The sequence below is a fragment of the Paenibacillus gyeongsangnamensis genome, assembly GCF_027533625.1.
Taxonomy (GTDB): domain Bacteria; phylum Bacillota; class Bacilli; order Paenibacillales; family NBRC-103111; genus Paenibacillus_G; species Paenibacillus_G gyeongsangnamensis.
Map to the genome: position 1 here is coordinate 113,480 of NZ_JAQAGZ010000010.1, position 17,191 is coordinate 130,670.

17 protein-coding genes and 1 pseudogene are annotated in these 17,191 nt (G+C 58.4%); 13 read left to right on the forward strand and 5 right to left on the reverse strand.

The window, feature by feature from the left end:
- The first annotated feature begins 16 nt into the window (after positions 1-16).
- The 3 genes from gntK to O9H85_RS16535 all read left to right on the forward strand — a co-directional run bounded on the left by gntK (position 17) and on the right by O9H85_RS16535 (position 3,148).
- Complete coding sequence (gntK, locus tag O9H85_RS16525; protein WP_269882675.1) at positions 17-1,540, forward strand: gluconokinase; 1,524 nt, start codon at positions 17-19, stop codon at positions 1,538-1,540.
- 142 nt (positions 1,541-1,682) lie between these two features.
- Positions 1,683-2,546: an aldo/keto reductase gene (locus tag O9H85_RS16530; RefSeq protein ID WP_269882519.1), complete on the forward strand. Its 864-nt coding sequence runs from the start codon at positions 1,683-1,685 to the stop codon at positions 2,544-2,546.
- Positions 2,547-2,704: 158 nt separating this feature from the next.
- Entirely contained in the window at positions 2,705-3,148 is a 444-nt protein-coding gene (locus O9H85_RS16535) for a GreA/GreB family elongation factor (protein ID WP_269882520.1), read from the forward strand.
- A 165-nt stretch (positions 3,149-3,313) separates the two neighbouring features.
- Here O9H85_RS16535 and O9H85_RS16540 read toward each other — a convergent pair whose 3' ends face one another.
- The 3 genes from O9H85_RS16540 to infC all read right to left on the reverse strand — a co-directional run bounded on the left by O9H85_RS16540 (position 3,314) and on the right by infC (position 4,591).
- Positions 3,314-3,466, reverse strand: coding sequence for a hypothetical protein (locus O9H85_RS16540; RefSeq protein WP_269882521.1), 153 nt, complete (start codon positions 3,464-3,466; stop codon positions 3,314-3,316).
- Positions 3,467-3,468: 2 nt separating this feature from the next.
- Entirely contained in the window at positions 3,469-3,663 is a 195-nt protein-coding gene (locus O9H85_RS16545; protein ID WP_269882522.1) for a hypothetical protein, read from the reverse strand.
- Between the two features lie 436 nt (positions 3,664-4,099).
- Positions 4,100-4,591, reverse strand: a complete 492-nt coding sequence (infC, locus tag O9H85_RS16550; protein WP_269882523.1) for a translation initiation factor IF-3 — start codon at positions 4,589-4,591, stop codon at positions 4,100-4,102.
- 81 nt (positions 4,592-4,672) lie between these two features.
- On the opposite strand from infC, the gene O9H85_RS16555 reads away from it, so the two are divergent.
- The 10 genes and pseudogenes from O9H85_RS16555 (at position 4,673) to O9H85_RS16600 (ending at position 14,759) form a co-directional block, all read left to right on the forward strand.
- Positions 4,673-4,987: a hypothetical protein gene (locus tag O9H85_RS16555; RefSeq protein WP_269882524.1), complete on the forward strand. Its 315-nt coding sequence runs from the start codon at positions 4,673-4,675 to the stop codon at positions 4,985-4,987.
- A gap of 156 nt (positions 4,988-5,143) precedes the next feature.
- Positions 5,144-5,641, forward strand: coding sequence for a CBO0543 family protein (locus O9H85_RS16560; protein WP_269882525.1), 498 nt, complete (start codon positions 5,144-5,146; stop codon positions 5,639-5,641).
- Entirely contained in the window at positions 5,638-6,117 is a 480-nt protein-coding gene (locus tag O9H85_RS16565) for a CBO0543 family protein (RefSeq protein ID WP_269882526.1), read from the forward strand. Before O9H85_RS16560 ends, O9H85_RS16565 begins: the two co-directional genes overlap by 4 nt.
- Before the next feature lie 159 nt (positions 6,118-6,276).
- Entirely contained in the window at positions 6,277-8,097 is a 1,821-nt protein-coding gene (locus O9H85_RS16570; protein WP_269882527.1) for a cache domain-containing sensor histidine kinase, read from the forward strand.
- Between the two features lie 10 nt (positions 8,098-8,107).
- Entirely contained in the window at positions 8,108-9,373 is a 1,266-nt protein-coding gene (locus O9H85_RS16575) for an ABC transporter substrate-binding protein (RefSeq protein WP_269882528.1), read from the forward strand.
- Positions 9,374-9,378: 5 nt separating this feature from the next.
- Positions 9,379-10,551, forward strand: a complete 1,173-nt coding sequence (locus O9H85_RS16580) for a response regulator transcription factor (protein ID WP_269882529.1) — start codon at positions 9,379-9,381, stop codon at positions 10,549-10,551.
- A gap of 111 nt (positions 10,552-10,662) precedes the next feature.
- Positions 10,663-11,970, forward strand: a complete 1,308-nt coding sequence (locus tag O9H85_RS16585; RefSeq protein ID WP_269882530.1) for an ABC transporter substrate-binding protein — start codon at positions 10,663-10,665, stop codon at positions 11,968-11,970.
- Between the two features lie 100 nt (positions 11,971-12,070).
- The gene (locus tag O9H85_RS16590; protein WP_269882531.1) at positions 12,071-12,955 is read left to right on the forward strand and encodes a carbohydrate ABC transporter permease; all 885 of its coding nucleotides are present in this window, start codon (positions 12,071-12,073) and stop codon (positions 12,953-12,955) included.
- Positions 12,952-13,839: a carbohydrate ABC transporter permease gene (locus O9H85_RS16595; RefSeq protein WP_409348154.1), complete on the forward strand. Its 888-nt coding sequence runs from the start codon at positions 12,952-12,954 to the stop codon at positions 13,837-13,839. The genes O9H85_RS16590 and O9H85_RS16595 overlap by 4 nt, the downstream gene beginning before the upstream one ends.
- Before the next feature lie 273 nt (positions 13,840-14,112).
- A pseudogene (locus O9H85_RS16600) lies at positions 14,113-14,759 on the forward strand (DNA-3-methyladenine glycosylase).
- 55 nt (positions 14,760-14,814) lie between these two features.
- Here the strand turns inward: O9H85_RS16600 and O9H85_RS16605 are convergent.
- On the reverse strand, positions 14,815-16,101 hold the full coding sequence (locus O9H85_RS16605; protein WP_269882532.1) for a glycosyl hydrolase family 18 protein: 1,287 nt from the start codon (positions 16,099-16,101) through the stop codon (positions 14,815-14,817).
- An 83-nt stretch (positions 16,102-16,184) separates the two neighbouring features.
- Positions 16,185-16,997 carry an alpha/beta fold hydrolase gene (locus O9H85_RS16610; RefSeq protein ID WP_269882533.1) on the reverse strand — a complete coding sequence of 271 codons (813 nt, stop codon included), beginning with the start codon at positions 16,995-16,997 and terminating at the stop codon, positions 16,185-16,187.
- Between the last annotated feature and the right edge of the window lie 194 nt (positions 16,998-17,191).

Here is a 17,191-nt window from a genome sequence, read left to right on the forward strand (position 1 = left end):
CATGAGTTCTACCTACATGATTGGCGTGGACATCGGCACGACCAGCACGAAGTCGGTCCTGTTCACCAAGGAAGGAACAATCGTTACAAGCCACGGGATCGAATACCCGCTGTATTCGCCGACGCCGGAGGTGGCGGAGCAGGACCCGGAGCAAATCCTGCATGCCGTCGTGCAGACGATCAAAACAGTGATCGCCGCCGGAGGCGCGGCGCCCGGAGATATCCTGTGCGTGTCGTTCAGCTCCGCGATGCACAGCGTCATTGCGGTGGACGGCGAAGGCCATCCGGTAACAAAGTGCATCACCTGGGCGGATAACCGGGCCGCGGGCTGGACCCGCAAGATCCGCGAAGAGATGAACGGGCATGCGATATACCTTAGGACGGGAACGCCGCTTCATCCGATGTCGCCCCTGTCCAAGCTGACCTGGCTGCGCCATGATCACCCGGACCTGTTCGCGAAGGCGCATAAATTCATTTCGATTAAGGAATATGTTTTCTTCCGGCTGTTCGGCGAATATGTCGTCGATTATTCCATCGCTTCAGCTACCGGCATGTTCAATCTGTCTGCGCTAGCCTGGGACGAAGAGGCGCTTCGGGTTGCCGGAGTGGCGGCGGAGCAGCTTTCAAGGCCGGTCCCGACAACGTACAGTCTGACCGGCATGGACGAAGCCTATGCAAAGGAAATGAACCTGTTTGCATCGACGCCGTTCGTCGTTGGCGCCAGCGACGGCGTGCTGTCCAATCTGGGCGTGGACGCGATCGATCCCGGCGTCGTCGCGATTACGATCGGGACGAGCGGAGCGATTCGCACCGTAACGGACAAGCCGGTGACCGATCCGAAGGGCCGGATCTTCTGCTACGCGCTGACGGAAAATATGTGGGTTATCGGCGGCCCGGTCAATAACGGAGGGATGATCTTCCGCTGGGTCCGTGACCAGCTCGGCGCATCCGAGGTCGAGACGGCCAAGCGGCTCGGCATGGACCCGTACGACATCCTGACGGATATCGCCGCGAAGGTGAAGCCGGGCTCGGACGGGCTGCTGTTCCATCCGTTCATGTCGGGCGAGCGGGCGCCGCTATGGGATGCGAACGCCCGAGGCTCTTATTTCGGACTCGGCCTGCATCATAAGAAAGAGCATCTGATCCGCGCCGCGCTGGAGGGCGTGCTGATCAACCTGTATACGGTCTTCCTGGCGCTGGAAGAGCTGATCGGCGTGCCGAACAAAATTCAGGCGACTGGCGGCTTCGCAAGGTCTCAGGTATGGCGCCAGATGATGGCCGACATCTTCGACCAGCACGTGTACGTGCCGGAGAGCGTGGAGAGCTCGTGCCTCGGTGCGGCGATCCTCGGGTTGTACAGCCTCGGGGAGATCGATTCGCTCAGCGTCGTCTCCGGCATGGTCGGCAAGACGCATCACCTGAAGCCGGATCCGGGGAACGTGAAGATGTACAAGGGCTTGATCCCCATCTATATCCGCCTGTCCCGCTTGTTGACCGAAGAATACGAGGCGATTGCCGAGTATCAGAAGAAGTGGATCTAAACACAAGATGAAATGAGCTCGCCGAATAAAACGGCCGGGCTCATTTTTTGCGTGTACGGATCGAGTGAAATGTCTTGAAGGGGCAGGAATTTTCGTTTTTTTGAGGAACTTAACATGAAAAGGAAGCGGAAGGAGGCATCATATGAGCGATCAAGCGGTACCGCAGGTCAATCTGCCGGACGGAACGCTGCTGCCCGCAATCGGACAGGGCACATGGAATATCGGGGACGAGCCGTCCAAGAAGCGGGAGGAAATCCGTACATTGAGACAAGGCATCGAGCTGGGCTTGCGCGTCATCGATACGGCCGAAATGTACGGGGACGGAAGGAGCGAAGCGCTTGTCGGGGAAGCGATCCGAGGTATGAGGGATGACGTGTTCCTCGTATCCAAGGTATACCCGCATAACGCGGGGTTGGCGCGGATCGAACGAAGCTGCGAGGACAGCCTGAAGCGGCTTGGGACGGACCGATTGGATCTGTACCTTCTCCACTGGAGAGGCAGCGTGCCTCTGAGCGAGACGATCCGCGGCATGCAGCGCCTGATGGATGCGGGTAAGATTGTGCGGTGGGGCGTTTCCAACTTCGATACGGACGATATGGAGGAGCTGCTCGGGCTGGAAGGCGGATCGTCCTGCAGCATCAATCAGGTGCTCTATCATCTGGGCTCCCGCGGCATCGAATACGATCTGCTGCCTTGGCAGCGGGAGCATCGGATACCGGTGATGGCGTACAGCCCTCTCGCGCAGGCCGGGATGCTGAGGAACGGACTGATCCGCAGCGCTGCGGTCAGGGAGGTTGCGGAGCGGCATGAGGCATCGCCGTTTCAAATCCTGCTCGCATGGTGTATCCGGGGAGGCGGTATACTCGCCATACCGAAGGCCTCCTCGGAAGAGCATGCAGCGCAGAATGCCGGTGCCGGCGCGATTCGGCTGACGGCGGAGGACATCGCCGTGCTGGAGGCCGCTTACCCTAAGCCGCTCAGGAAGGTGCCTCTCGATATCATTTGACCGGAAGGAGGCATTGATTTATTGGCACGATTTGTTAAACTAACGGTAGGCCCCCTTATGCTGGGGGTCTCTATTTTTTATACGGAGGATGAGGCAGATGAGCAAGAAAGCAATGCATTTCGATGTGGAAAGGCTTCGCGAGGGAGGGGAAATCTACTATGAACCGTAGTATCGCGTATGAGAATTCCCGGCATCAGCTGATTCGGCAGCTGGTTTATTTTGACGAGAAACGATCAGCCTTCCTGGATCAGTATTTCCCCAATTACTCTAAAGATCGGACGCAAACGGAGCAGCTGCTCGGAGCTTATTCCGAGACGCTGGAGAGGATTCTTCACGAGAATACGCCGGACAGCTTGAACGGGACGGTGCTGATCGGCAGCCGGATGAGGCTGGATTATCTGGACGACGGCTCGGCCGAGGAATACACGATCGTATTCCCTCATCAGGCCGATCCGTATAACAATTGGATTTCGTTCCTGTCGCCGATCGGCTCCCAGCTGCTCATGGCGCGTCACAACGGAACGTATTCGCTCGACGTTCCTTCAGGTGCCATGAAGGTGCAGATCGCCAAGCTGAAATATTACCATTGCAGCGATTTATGATCTTTTAAGTGGAAGGGCGAAGCAGCCCCGGGACGATGTTTCTTCATCGGCCCGGGGCTGCGTTTCATTTTAAGGGTGAGACTACGGTTCGTTATAGATTGCGCTTCGTACGAGAATCGGTTGGCGGGGCTTGCCCGAATGCATAGGGGTTCCTCCTTTAAGCTCTTAGAGCAGGTAATGTAAAGCATATCCGACGGCTAATAGGACAATGATGCCTGTTGCACCAATGGAGAGCAGCTTGAAAACAGCAGCGCAGCGCTTCTCCAAATGTTCCGGGTTCCCGGTGCCCGTCGTTTTCGAATGGTCCTCATGCGGCATGTCTACAGTTTCCCGTTCGTTCTGTACGTGATGAGAATGGTGCTTCGCTGATATTCGTTCCCGGAAGCGGAGGATCTCGTAATGGAGCCGTAGCTCACGTTCACAACCTGATCTTCCGCCAGCTGCGCCAGGAAATCGTTGGCCTGCTTAACGGCGAGCGAGCTGTTCGTATCGACGAATTCTTTCACTTGAATCATGGATCATCTTCCTTTTCGTTGGATTGGGTAATGTAGGGGACTTGCTGAAGCGAGATGAAACCGTTTGCGGTCAGACCGGCATCGCACCGCCTCCTGTCAGGCCGAAGTTACATTAAATGTAAAAAATAAGGAAAAAGACAGGAAGGCACCCCGCATGAATCGCGGAATGCCTAACCTTCCTTCAAGATAACACCTGAAGCTAAGGGTGTCAATCGGGACCGCATGAGAAAGGGCTGCGGCAAAGCAGACCTTAAACGGAAGCTATCCACAGGATTATCCACATAAATAACACCCTAAAATCCCGTATTGTGCATAAGTGAGTGTGAGGATATGAACATATCCACAGAGGGGGATATCCACAAATCGCGTCAGCGGGGATCATCCACATGAACTGAAGTGCGCCGAGGGATCCGGCGCTTTAGGGCCGCACGCCGCTTTACCGAGCCCCCGGGTTCAACTGCACCGCCGCCTGCTTGCCGCTCAGCTGAATCCCGCTATTCTTATGGCCGCAATGGGCGAGATCGCTTACGAGACGCTCTAGCAGCTGCTTGGCCAGTACGCCTTCCTTGCCTTGGACCTTCACCACAAGCAGTACGGCGTCGCCGCCGGAGAGCATGCGCTCCGCCTGGTTCTTCTTCGTCTCGTAATCATGCTCTTCGATATGCGGCGTCAGCCGGAGCTCCTTCACCTTGAGCGGCTGCGCCTGCTTGCGCGCGCCATGCTTCTGCTGCAGCGCCTGCTGCTTCGCGGCCCCCCGCGCGGCCAGACGGCAGGGCGGCGGGCTCTGCATCAACGAGTCGCAGACGAGGTCGGCCTTCAGCTGCTTGGCCATGGCCAGTGCTTCCGCGGTCGTTACAATGCCAAGGTCTTCACTGTCCATACCGGTCAGCCGAACCTCGGAAGCCTTGATTTTCTCGTTCATGATCATTTGTGCATCCACCTGATCTTTCGTTATAATGGGGTAGTTTTCATTCCGGCCAAGCAATGGACCATAAAGGGGCGCGACAGGTTGAACCGTAAGGAATTTGAAGAACAGCTGATTAAGAATTACCAGCAGGATGAGCATATGATGATTCTTGTATTCGCCCAGTGGTGCATCAACTGCGATCTGGACCCGGAAGCGGTATACCGCGAGGCCTATCCGCAGCAGGAGGCCAATGCCGCTCTCCAGCAGGCTTTGGCGTTAACCGTCTCCAAGGAGGAGGCCGGGGATATTCCGGACGAGACCTTGTTGGGCGTGCTGTCCCTGTTCGGCAATGACGAGCTGGCTTATATTGTGACGGAGCACATTCAGAAACGCAAGCGAAATAAGCGAGCTACCTAGCTGCATACGTCAAGAAGCGCCCATCCGGCCCTGGATGGGCGCTTTTTGCCGATGAATGGGAGCATGCCTGCAAGGCAAGGACGCCCGGATAAGCAGCGGCAAGACAGGGCATCGTAAAGGATTAAGGAGCCGGTGGAAAAGGGGGACCCGACCAGCATGTCCATAGAGAAAAGCATATTGATTGCCATCTGGACGGTATGCGTCCCTGCTCTTCTGACCGGGGTGCCGAAGCGGCGGTACAGGGAAGCGGTGCTCGTATTCGTTACCAGCCAGACGCTGACGTGGTCGATCAGCTTATTATTCGTCGAATGGAAATGGATCCAGAACCCGGTACGCGAGTTTCAGAAAGCGACCGCGGTCAATTTCACATTCAACTTCATTTTATTTCCTACTGTGACGGTATTCTATTCGTTGTTCTACCCGAAAACAAGAAGCAGGCCGTTCCGTATCGGTTATACCGTTCTTTATATCGGATGCCTTATGGCTTTTCTGACCGTTATGCACCGTTATACCGAATTGGCGCGGGTCGTTCCCTTGTACCGGTATGCGGGAACCGGTCTAGTTTTCCTTGGGGTATTGCAGGCCGTGCATCGTTATAAGAACTGGTTTTTCTCCGCAGAGCCGGCGTTCCGGGACGGGAGGAGAAGTGGATGAGGGGAATTTCCGCCGAAGCCGTCCTTCTCTGCATCGCGTATGGGGGTTCGTTGGCCGCGTTGGTTCTTGTACCGAATGACAGGCGAAGAGAGAGCCAGGCGGTGTTTCTTTTTTTCGGCCTGGTCACGTGGGTCCTCGGACTGGCCGCCGTCGAGGCGGGCTGGCTGACATACCCCGTGCGGGAATTCCAGAGTGCGACGCAGACGAGCTTCGTTTTTGAGTTTCTGGCGTTTCCGGTGGTAAGCATTTACTTTAACCTTTATTTTCCGCAAGGCCGAAGTCCTTGGATTCAAGCGGGTTACGGCGGGGCCTTCGCCGCGGCGATCACGGTGCCGGAGTTTTTCATCGAGAAGTATACACAGCTGATCGAGTATCACGGATGGACCTGGTATTGGACCTTCGTCAGCGTCATGCTGACGCTGTGGGTGTCGCGTTTGTTTTACGTTTGGTTTTTCCGGGTGAACGGCAAGGCTTGAAGGGCTTGAAGGGCGGGAATTTACCCGAATCGTGGCGATATTCGTCGGCTGCGTAGGGCCTTAGGGGGATTTTGCGCCGTTAGGGGAGGGGTTCATCGTCACGGAGTAGAAATGATACCTATTGAAATGCTTATCTACTCCCCTCGGAGGTGAAGCGCTTTGCTCCGCCGACCTATTCCGATCTTCATCCAGCTGCTGGCGGGGATGTTCCTGATCGCCGCTCTCGCCATTGCGCTGACCAACGGACTCAATTACCGGATGACCTCCCAGATGGTGCTCAACCGTACCGCCGGCTATACGCAGGAGTCGGTCGAACAGCTGTCGGCCAAGATCGACGTGCTGCTGCGGCAGTATGACCAGGCTTCCCAGATGATCGCTTTCGACGAGAAGGTGCAGCGCGTCTTGAAGGAGGAGCCTCCGCTGCCGGGAACCGAAAATGCGCAGGAGCTGAATCGTTATTTAGCCGAAAAAATTCGCTACATTGCCGGAGACATTCTGCTTCACCTGTTCGACCGGGAAGGAAGGGCCTATTCGTCCAATGAATCGCTGCAGCTGATCTGGAGGCAAGCCGACGATGTCAGCGCCGTCAGCTGGTACAGCAAAATGGGAGCGCTTGACGGGCACATGCTATGGGTGTACGGGCCGGCTTGGCGCGACGGGGAAATCCCGGCCATCATCGGGGGGCGGAAATTGAAGGACCCGAACCGGCTTACGGTGCTCGGGGATGAATTCGTCGTCATTCCGGTGGACAAAATTACCCGCATCATCGGAGAAACAAGCCAGCGGATCGAGCGTAAGGTACAGGTGATGGATTCGATCGGCAACATTGTCTACTCCACCGTCCCCCGCGAAATCGGGACGGCGGCGGATGTCCGCCTCTTCACCAAATTCAACGGGAATGCTCCGCCATTCTTCGAATGGAATACCCGGGAGGACCAGAAGCGGGTGCTCGTTGCCTATGCCAAATCGTTCTATAGCGGCTGGACGACCATCGCTTATTTCAAGCCGGAGGCGGTATACAGCGATACTTCTCAAATGTGGGCGCATGTGCTGCTTACAATGGGCATCGGCATCCTCATTGCTCTTGCGCTGGTGGCCTACTTCACCTGGACGCTGACGAAGCCGATCCGGCAACTGGCCGACGGCATGAACCGCATCCGCAAGGAGGGGATTCAGACGATCCGAAGGCCGTTCGCCAGCCGGGAAATTACGCGATTATACGCCAATTATAATGCCATGGTACGGGAGCTGGAGGAGGTCGTAGGCCGGCTGTCCGAGCAGCAGATCAGCGCGCAGCGGGCGCAGCTGGTCGCTTTAAAGGCGCAGTTCCGGCCGCATTTTTTGTACAACTCGCTGAATCTGATTTATTGGACGATCGAAGACGAACGGCCCGAGAAGGCTCAGGAAATGACGCTGGCGCTTAGCGAGCTGCTCCGCTACAGCGTCCATCCGTCCACGGATCTGGTCACGCTGGGGGAGGATCTGGCGCAGCTGAACCGGTACCTGCTGCTGCAGCGGGCGCGGTACGGAGAGAAATTCAAGGTTCAGATCGAGGTGGAGGAGGGCTTGGAACGGCAGCGGGTCATTCGGCTTGTGCTGCAGCCGCTGGTTGAGAATGCCTTTCATCATGGCCTGGAGCGTCTTGCGGAAGGGGAGTGGCGGATCCGGGTCCGGATTTACCTGGACAACGAGCAAGTGCTGTGCTCGGTAGAGGACAGCGGGGTCGGGATGCCGCTCAGGGAGCTTCAGGCGCTGGAGCATGCGATTCATGGCGAGCGGGGCTTCGAGAAGCAGGGAAGAGGCATTGGTCTAAGCAACCTGCATAAGCAGCTCCAGGCGTTCTTCGGTCCGGGCCACGGGCTTCGCTTGTCCCAGAGCCCCTTGGGCGGGCTGCAGGTGGTGCTGTCGCTTCCGCTTCAAGCCGTGCCTGACGGCGGGATAGCCGTAACGGCCAAGAAAGGAGGGGACGGCGCTGCGTAGCTTAAACTGGTTGAATAAACGGGCCGCCCGTCTCCTGCTATGGCTGCTGCCGGCCTGCCTGCTCGTTTCGTGCACGCCGGAGACAGCCATGCCGAGCCTTGGCACGCCGCCACAGCCGATGATGCTGCACGTCTGGCTATGGCCGGGCAGCGGACTGGAGCCCCTGCTGAAGAGCTATGGATTGAAGCATCCCGAGGTGGACATCGAGGTCGTCACCTTTCAGTACGATGACGTGCTGCCGGGACTTATGACGTCGCTGGCGACAAAGTCGGACGCCCCCGACCTGGTTCTGCTGGAGTCGTCGCAGCTGAACCGGATGAAACGGTTTCAGGCTTATTTCAATAACCTATACGATTTCGGCGATGAGCGGGTTCACTATTTGGATTGGAAATGGCGTATGGGCGAGAGCAAGGACGGCGGCTTCCTGTACGCGATGCCGGTCGACATCGGACCGGTCGCCCTCGCCTACCGGCACGATCTGTTCGAAGCGGCCGGACTGCCGTACGAACGGGAGGCGGCGGCTCGTCAGCTTGCCGACTGGGATGCGCTCGAGAAGGCGGGGATGGTTCTCAAGGAGCGAACCGGCGCCGCCCTGTTCGACAATCTGTCGAACGTATTCTTGAGTTATTTGTACCAATTCGACGGCAGGTATGTGACGCCGGATGACCGGTCGTTGGACCCTCACGTGAAGGAGGCCTGGGACCGTGCGGTCCGCTTCCACCGGCTCGGTCTGAACGCGGGGCTGCCATCGCAAACTTCCGCGTGGGCGGAAGGCGCGGTGAACGGCAAATTCGCGGTCGTCCTGGCCCCTTCCTGGCTGCATGGGGCGATCAAGAAGAATGCGCCGGCCACTTCGGGGGAATGGGATTTGACGCGGGCCCCGGGTCTGCCGTCCGGCTGGACCGGATCTTATCTGGCGGTGCCGACGACAAGCCGGTATCCGGGTGCCGCCTATGCACTGGCGCAATGGCTGACGGCGCCGAAGCAGCAGCTGGCAAATTTCATGGACAGCGGGAACTTTCCTTCGACGCCGGAATCCTATTCGACGCGGGAGTTTCTGGAGGTGAAGGATCCTTTCTTCAACGGGGCCCCCGTCGGCCAAATTTATTCTTATGCGGCGGTCCGTTACAAGACGGCTTATGACGATTACGAGTACGCCGGGATCGAGCGGATGATCCGGGACGGGCTCCGGAGAGTGGAAGCGGAAGGCGCGGATCCGGACAAGGTCTGGGCGGACATCGTCCGCCGTTACCGGGAATTGAATCAAGGAGGCTGACACCGATGTTTACCGTTCTGGTGGTGGACGATGAAGATAATGTACGCATGCCGGTATGCCGGACGATCTCCCGCTTCGAGGGCGTTGGCGAGGTGCTAAACGCATGCAACGGGCTGGAAGCGATGGAGCTTCTCGCGCGGCGGGAGATCCAGCTCGTCATTACGGATATCCGGATGCCCGCGGCGGACGGGCTGCAGCTGGCGGAGTACATTCGCGGACATTCGCCGCGGACGGACGTCTATGTGCTGACGGGGCATGCCGAATTCGACTATGCGCTGAAGGCCATGCAGCATCAGGTGACGGATTACTTGCTGAAGCCGTTGTCCAAGGAGAAGCTGCTGGAGGTATACAGCGCTTCGTACGAGAGGCATCGCCGGCGGTTGGCATCCGAGCAGGTGACCGTGATCCGGAACCGGGCGCTGCTGGAGAAGCGTGTGCACGATCTGCTGCACGGCGTCCCGGTCCCGACCTTCGACGAGGGACTGATTCCTTCCTACGAGAAGGTGATGCTGGTTTCCTTCTCTACGAAGGATTTGCGCTCGCTCGGGGAGGCTTCGGTGCGCTATTTTATACGCGAGTGCGCCCATGAGGCGTTCAGCCGGCTCGGCACGGCGGCCGTCTGTGTGGAAGACCGGCTCATTACTGTCGTGCTGTTCGCGAAGCGCTGCGACCCGGAGGCGTGGGAACGGGAGGTGCGGGAGACCTCGCGCTGGATGGAAGCGAAGCTGCGCATAGAGGTCAAGACCGGCCACGGAGGCGCGACGAAGGACATCGGAGATCTCGGGCTGATGTATATCCGCAGCATGATGAGCCTCGGGTTTACGGAAATTACGCGCAAAGAGACCGGGGAATCGTTCCCGCCGATCATCCGGGCGCTGCTGGCTTACGTGCACAAGGAATACGCCGGAGCGGCGGTCTTGTCCGATTTTGCCCAGGAATATCAGGTCAATGCCAATTACTTAAGCAATCTGTTCCACCAGGAGACGGGTATGACGTATACCCAATACTTGACCCAGCACCGGCTGACGGAAGCGAAACGATGGCTGCGCGAGACGAATCTGAAGATTTATGAGGTATGCGATAAGGTGGGATACAAGGATCCGGCGTATTTCAGCCGCATTTTCAAAACGTTCACGGGCATGGCTCCCGGGGATTACCGGACGTCGGGACATTCCTAACAATTGTCCAAGAAATCGAAGATGCGTTACCTATACGGTGCAGCGGGCGCTGCCTATACTTACATGTAAGGGCTTTCTTGACAGTCCGAAATCAGAAGGGAGCGTTAATCGATGACAAGGGTGCCGAAGCGTAAGACGGTTGGTTTGCTCATGGCTTCTCTCCTTCTTCTTAGTGCTTGCAGCAGCGGCGGAGGGGCGCCGGGTACGGCGACGGAGGGAGCAAAAGCAAACGATAGCAAGAAGGTTCAGCTGCAGATGTGGTTCTGGCAGGGGGCTACATTCGAGAAAATTATACCTGAGTTTAACCGTACGCACCCGAATATTGAAATCATTCCCCAAATTTACAAATGGGAAGACGCGCACAAGAAGCTGCTGACGGCCATGTCGGCGGGTTCGGGAGCGCCGGATATCGCGATGATCGACATTTCGCAGATCGACCAGTTCTTGAAGTACCCGGATAAATTCAATGATTTGAACACGTTCGGGGCTAAGGACTTGGCCAAGGATTATCTGGATTGGAAATGGAAGCAGTCGATGGCAGGGGATAAGCAGCTCGGACTGCCGACGGACATCGGGCCGATGGTGCTATACTACCGCCAGGATTTGTTCCAGCAGGCGGGACTTCCTTCCGAGCCGGCCGACGTGGCCGCCAAGATCAAGACCTGGGACGACTTCCTCGCCGCAGGCAAGACGTTAAAAGAAAAGACCGGCGCGAGCATCCTTTCGAACCCTTACGAATTGTACGGCGCGATCCGCGATCAGGGCAATCAGCTGTATTTCGACAATGACGACAAGCTCATTATTGAGACGAATCCGCAGGTGAAGAAGGCGCTCGACTACTATAAAAAAGCGCGCGAAATGGGCATCGCCGGTACCTACGACCAGAAGAACGCATTGCAGGAATATTCGGCGGCGCTCAACTCCGGCAAGATCGCGACGTACATCTCGGCGGCTTGGGGCCGCGGGCATGTCGAGACGCGGGCGCCCGACACGAAGGGCAAATGGCGCGCGGCCAAAATTCCGGAAGGCACGGGCAACATGGGCGGCTCGTTCCTGCTCATTCCGAAGCAGACGAAGTATGCCAAGGAAGCGTATACGGCGATCAGCTGGCTCGTCTCGCCGCCGCAGCAGCTGGAAGTGTTCAAGCTTTCCGGGAACTTCCCGTCCACCCCTTCGGTTTATGGGGATAAGGCGTTCACGGAAACGGGCTATGAGTTCTGGGGCAACCAGAAGCTTGGCGTCTTGTTCTCCGAGGTGGCCAAGGACGTGAAGGTGCAGCGCAAGGGCCCGAACTACCAGACGGTGGAGGATACGATCAGCGACGGCATGCAGGCCGTGGCGGTGGACAAGACGAAGGATCCGGAGAAGGAGTTCTGGGCGCTCGTCGAGAAGGCGAAGACGAAGCTGAAGAATAAGTAGGAAGGGCGGCGGGCGCCATGTTTCGGCAGAGAGCCTTACCGGGGCATACGCAGGAGCATGGGCCAGCCGCAAAGAAATTTTCAGGATAGGATGTGGGCCGATGAGAGGATTAAAGACGCATCTGGCGCCGTACGTAATGATTTCCCCGTTCTATGTCTTGTTCCTCGTGTTCAGCCTGTTCCCGATCGTGTTCTCGCTCTACCTTGCGTTCCACGCCTGGGACGGTCTTGGACCGATGGAATTCATAGGGCTCCGCAATTTCCGCAATTTGCTGACAGACGATCCGGATTTCTGGAAGTCGGTCGGAAATACCTTTATCATCTGGTTCCTGTCGACGGTGCCGCAGCTGTTCGCGGCGCTGGTGATCGCCTTCCTGCTGAATGCGGCGTTTATGAGATTCAAGGACTTTTACCGCGCGGTATACTTTCTGCCGAACATTACGTCGATCGTGGCGGTGGCGATCATTTTCGGCTCGTTCTTCGGAAGCCAGTTCGGGCTCATCAACGGACTGCTTCAGGCGGCCGGGCTGCCCCGAATCGAATGGATCAACGATCCGTTCTGGGTGAAGGTAGCGATCTCGCTGATGGTTATCTGGCGCTGGTCCGGCTACAATGCAATCATCTATTTGGCCGGGCTGCAGGGCATTCCGCACGATCTGTATGAGGCCGCTACCATTGACGGGGCCAGCCGGACGCAGCAGTTCTTCAGCATCACGCTGCCGCTGCTGCGGCCGATCATTCTGTTCACCGTGATTCTGTCGACCATCGGCGGCATGCAGCTGTTCACGGAGCCGCTCATTCTGGTCGGCAATACCGGGGGATCGACCAAAGGGGGGCTAACGCTGGTACTGTATTTATATAATCAGGCGTTCGGCAACCAGATGTTCGGTTATGCTTCCGCCATTGCCTGGATGCTGTTCCTGATTATCGGGCTGTTCTCCTTCCTGAATTGGAAGTTCGTATCCCGAGGGGAGGGGATCGGATGAGCACGGCTTCGACCAAAACGGCAGGCGGCCGAGCCCTTGCCCTCCCGTCGGCCAAGCGGAGATTCGGCAGCCCCAGCACGCTCCTGATTCACGCCGGAATGCTTATCGGGGCGGTGCTGTCGCTGTTTCCGTTCTACTGGCTGTTCGTCATGTCGACGGCAACGACGGCGGATATGTTCCGGTTCCCGCCGCGGTTCGTCCCCGGCGACCAGCTGCTCGTCAACATCGGCAAGGTGATCGATCATGTCGGCTTCTTCCGGTCCTTCGGAAACAGCCTGATCGTAGCGGGGAGCCATACGCTGCTCGTGCTGTTCTTCTGTTCGATGGCGGGGTTCGCCTTCGCCAAGTTTCACTTTCCCGGGAAGCCGTTCCTGTTCTTCTTCCTGCTGGCCACGATGATGGTGCCGCAGCAGCTCGGTCTGATCCCGCAGTTCATTCTGATGCAGAAGCTCGGCTGGATCAACGATCTCAAGGCTTTGATCGTGCCCGGAGCGGCCAGCGCCTTCGGCATCTTCTGGATGCGGCAGTACGCGGCTTCGGTGCTGCACGACGAGCTGATCAACGCCGGGCGCATCGACGGCTGCCATTCGTTCGACCTGTACTGGCGCGTCGCGCTTCCCGTGCTTCGCCCGGCGCTGGCTACGCTCGGGATCATTACGTTCCTAGGCTCGTGGAACGATTATTTGTGGCCGCTCGTCGTTATATCGGTGCAGGACAAGTTCACGATCCAAATGCTGATCGCCTCGATGAACGGGGTATACAGCACCGATTATTCTATGGTGATGGCCGCCACGCTGATGGCGACCGTGCCGCTCATCATCGTGTTCTCCTTGTTCAGCAGGCAGTTCATTGCGGGACTCATGCAGGGCTCGGTCAAAGACTAACGGAAGCGGCAGAAGGCCGGGAGCCGGGAGGCATTGGACAGTGGCCCAAGAGGCAAGAGCTCGTTAACGGGATAGGTAATACCGGAATCAGCGTTAGCCGTACCTGCTATTAGCAGCGGGGGCAACGCTTTTTTCCGTTTATCACGGCGCTTCCCGGCGTGCGGGAATACCGGATCGGCCGGGAAGGAAGATTAAGGATAAGCGTTAAGCCAATTTGATCTCAAAAAGGAGTGTTCGCGGGATGTACCCGAAATCGCAGAATCCAGAGAACGGATGGGGCAGGCGGTGGGCGGCTTGCCGGACAAGCGGCTGAACCGCCGGGCGGAGGAAGGACCCGGAGCCGTTCCGGCCGGCGGGGCCATACCGGATTGGCTGAAAGGAGATACGGTACAGGCTGCGCAGCGGCTGCTGGGCTGTGAATTGGTGCGAAGGACGCCGGAAGGCGTGATCCGCGTCCGCCTCACGGAGACGGAAGCGTACAAGGGGGCGGCCGATCCCGCGAGCCACGCTTACCGGGGGCCAACGCCCAGGAACGGACTCATGTTCGGGGAAGCGGGGCGGCTGTACGTGTACCTGATCTACGGAATGCATTACTGCATGAACGTGGTCGCCCATTCACCGGGTGAGCCCGGCGCGGTCCTGCTCCGGGCGGCGGAGCCCGTGGAGGGGCTGGAGCTGCTCCGGGCGAACCGGCCGGGCGTCAAGGACCACTCCTCCTGGACGGTCCCGGCACGCTGGCCCGGGCGCTCGGGGTCGACCTCCGTCTGAACGGCCATGATCTGCTGGCCGATCCGGAAGGGCCGCTGACGCTGGTCTTTGCTGCCGGAGCCGGGACGAAGGAGGTACGGGCGATACCCCGGATTGGTATTACGAAGGGGAAGGAGCTGCTCTGGCGGTTTACTCCGGCGGAGGCGGACTAACGGTAAGAAGCACGGATTCGGCGTCCGTGCTTCTTTGGCTCTGAAGGGCGCATCCTTATTTTTTGACGACTTTGAAATGGTCTTCGATGAGAAGCCAGTTCTGCGGAAACGGCAGGCCCAGCTTCCAATAGCTGATGCCTCTCAGGCCGAGCTCGCCGATCAGGTTGAACTTCGCTTGAATGGAGCGCGCGTCCTCGAACCAGACGATATGCTCCTTGCCCTGCCGGTCCCAGTAACGGTAATGGGGCGCCTGGGCGGTCGTATCGTACTCGATGCGGGCGTTGTTCTCCCGGGCCAGCCGGATCGCCTCCTGGGGGCTGATTGCCTTGGCGAAAGGGCCGCCGGGCACGTAAGGCAGCGTCCAATCGTAGCCGTACAGGTTCTGCCCCATCATGATCTTGGAGGCGGGCATCTCGCTGATTGCATATTCCAATACATTTCGGACGGGGCCGATGGGGGAGACGGGCATCGGGGGACCTCCGCTGTAGCCCCACTCATACGTCATGATGACGACGAAGTCGGAGACCTCGCCGTGGACCTTGTAATCATGGGCGGTGTACCAAGCGCCGGTCTGGGCTGCGCTGGTCTTCGGCGCGAGCGCGGTCGACATGAGGAAGCCTTCGTGGTGAAGACGCGTGGAGGCTTGGCGCAGGAACGCATTGTAAGCGTCCTTGTCTTCCGGCCGAAGATGCTCCATATCGAAATGAATGTCCCGGAAGTTCAGACGGTGCGCGGTTTGAATGATGTTGTCCAGCAGCTTGTTTTGGAGGGAAGCATCGGTCAGAATCGCTTCGCCGAGGCTGGCGCTGAACTGATCCTTTTCCAAATTGGTGACGACCATCATGAGGGTTACGCCGTTCTGCTCGGCGATCGTACGGAATTCATCCAGCGGCGGAGGCTGCAGCGTACCGTCCCGGTTGATCCGGAAGCTGAAGGGAGCGAGGTAGGTCAGGTGCGGCGCGGCCTCCCTTGCGGCCCGGGTCAGGCTCTCCGGCACCTGCGGCTGACGCGGCTCGATATAGGCGTTGATCTCTGCGGTCCGGCGCGGCCGCGGAGGAATGTACAGCCGCGTATCCGGCTTCAGCTGCGTATCCACGCCGATGCCGTTGACGCTGGCAAGCCGCTCTGCGGGGAGATGGAAAGCCGCCGCCACGCGGGCCACGGTATCTCCCGGCTGCGTCCAATAGTATTGCCCGACGATGGGGATCACGAGCGTCTGCCCGACGACGAGAGTGTCCTCCGGACGAATCTGGTTGGCCTCCGCAATGGTTTGCACGGGCATGCCGTAGGCTTGAGAGAGTCCATAGAGCGTCTGGCCGGGCCGGATTACATGGATCTGCATAGAATATCCTCTCCTTACGCTGAAGCGAGCGAAATCTTGTTCTTGCTACAGCATATTCGCCTGTGGCGGCCGGCATGTCAGTTTCACGGACTTCCGGCGAGAACCGACTGCAGCCGCTCGTTGAACAGCTCGAGCTCGTCATAGAAGAGCCCGTGCCCGCTGTGCTCGAACCGCAGGAGCCGGGAGCCGGCGATCCCTTGATTCATCAGGAGCGCAAGCGGGAAGGGGCAGATGCGGTCGAGCGTGCCGTGGAATATCGTCGCAGGCACACGGATGCGCGGCAAATCCGGACGAAGGTCCTCGTTGCGAAGCGAGAGAAGTACGGCGGCGGTGCCGTGGGAGAAAGCCTCAAGGCCGAGCCCGTGGAACCATTGCTTGAACGGGGCACTGACCTTGGAGGCAAAAAAGAGCTCGCCGAACATCTCCAGCATGAGAGGCCGATCTTTGTCGTTCATGGCGAGAAATGCATCGACCTCTTCAGGCTTCATTCCGTAGGGAAAGTCCTGCCTTTGGGTGAACGAAGGCGCCGCCGCTCCGAGCAGCAGAAGCTGCGACACGCGGGGGTCCTGATGACGGCTCATGTAGCGGATGGCGATCGCGCCGCCGACCGAGAAGCCGGCCAGCGCATAGGAAGGCAGCCTCAGGGCGTCGACAACCGCCCGGATGTCGTCCGCGAGCCGGTCATAGCCGTAGCCGGCCCATGGACAGTCCGAGCGGCCGAAGCCGCGCAGGTCGGGTGTGATGCAGCGGAAGCCGTATTTCGGCAGCTGCGATAACTGATATTCGAACATCCGGTGGTTTACCGGCCAACCGTGGATCAGGACGACAGGCCTGCCGTACCCCGTATCCTCCACATACACCTTTACGCCCCGTTCGACTTCCACGTAATAACCCAAGACGCACCTCTCCTTTTTATCGCTTCCTGCTTTCTTACTGTAAGCGTATGTGAGGAACGGCAAAACATGCGGTTTGACGATGCCGCAAGGGCCGCCCGCTGAGGTGCTTCCCACACATTGAACCTTCTGGCGATTCAGCGTACAATATAGCTGAAGCTTGTACGAACCTGCGTTCGCGCGAGTCCTGTACGCCC